The organism is Mycobacterium sp. KBS0706, from assembly GCF_005938675.2.
GTDB lineage: Bacteria > Pseudomonadota > Alphaproteobacteria > DSM-16000 > Inquilinaceae > Inquilinus.
Genome location: NZ_VCCH02000280.1, coordinates 1 through 1,195, shown reverse-complemented (window position 1 = coordinate 1,195; position 1,195 = coordinate 1). Strand labels below are relative to the sequence as shown.

At 66.7% G+C, this 1,195-nt stretch carries 1 protein-coding gene; it reads right to left on the bottom strand.

Translation table 11 applies throughout. The features are described from left to right. Positions 1 to 5 precede the first annotated feature (5 nt). Entirely contained in the window at positions 6 to 1,100 is a 1,095-nt protein-coding gene (locus FFK22_RS41820; RefSeq protein ID WP_138893697.1) for an ISAs1 family transposase, read from the bottom strand. Positions 1,101 to 1,195 lie beyond the last annotated feature (95 nt).

Below are 1,195 nucleotides of genomic sequence, written 5' to 3'. Positions count from 1 at the left end.
GAGGGCTATCGCATATGTGTAAAGAGTTCGAAGAAGAACTCTTTGTTCCAACGAGCGCGCCGCATTTTGCTGGCCATGGGCTTGTCGAGCGGATGCGTGCGCAAGATGTTCTGGGCAAGCCGTCGGATGACGGCCAGGTTCTGCGGAGCGTTGTCCTTGCGGGTCCGGGCGTCGTCTTCGTGGAAGACCACGTCGAGGGGCCAATGGAGCTGGTTCTCGATGCTCCAATGGGTACGCACGACTGTGGCGAGCCGGGCTGGCGACAACTGCCGGGACAAGGCGATGTATCGGACCGAGACCTTGCGCTGGCCATTCGTGCCGGTCCGCTCGGCCTCGATCCGGCCGATCGCCTTCAGGCCGGGAAAGGAGGGCCGGCCACGCAGCCGGGCCGCCGGCAGAACCGAGGCTCGGCGCCGCTCGCTGCGGCCGTGCGCCCGCTCCTTCGTCTCGAAGAAGGCGAGGTCGCCGGCGGTCGCGAAGCCGGCCTCGGCCGCGGTGAACAGCGGCCCATGGTTGGCCTTCAGCCCCAGCGCGTACTGCGCCTTGGCCGCCAGCACCGCCTCGGCCATCGCCGGATGGCAGTGCAGCGCGTCCGCCGTCACCGTGCAGCCCTTCAGGGTCAGCCCCTTCAACAGATCCAGCGTGCCTTGCACCTCCGACCTGCCCGGCGCCCGGACGCCAGCGATGGCCAACCGCGTCTCGGCATCCCACACGCCCACCATCAGCGGTGCCAGATGCGCCTGTCCCTTCTCGTATCCGCGCCGCAGGGCCTTGCCGTCGATCGCCACGACGCCCCGCGGGGGCGGCAGACCAAGCTCCTGCCGCAGCGCCGTCATGAAGGCCGTAAACGCCCGCTCCAGCTCCTCCGGATCGAGCAGGCGGAACACTCGGCTGAACGTGTCGTGGCTCGGCGCCCCATGCGGCAGCGACAGGATCTCCTTCAGATCCTCCTCTCGCGCCTCGGCAAATTCGGCGATCTCCACGCAACTCTTCGCTCCGCACAGCGTCGCCGCCAGCGCCACGAACAGCAACTCCGCCAAAATATGCCGCGCATTCACGTCCCGCGGATCGCGGATCTCTCGAAGCACCGACAACAACATTCGACGCGAGCCCCCTCTGCCCGAGAAAGCTCACACAGAATCCTTTCTCTCTCCCTTCGCAACCCTCTCCACTACTTATCTGCGATTCCCCTCCC

Excerpts from the sequence above, each read along its gene's own strand:
- FFK22_RS41820 (WP_138893697.1), bottom strand. The coding sequence starts at position 1,100 with ATGTTGTTGTCGGTGCTTCGAGAGATCCGCGATCCGCGGGACGTGAAT.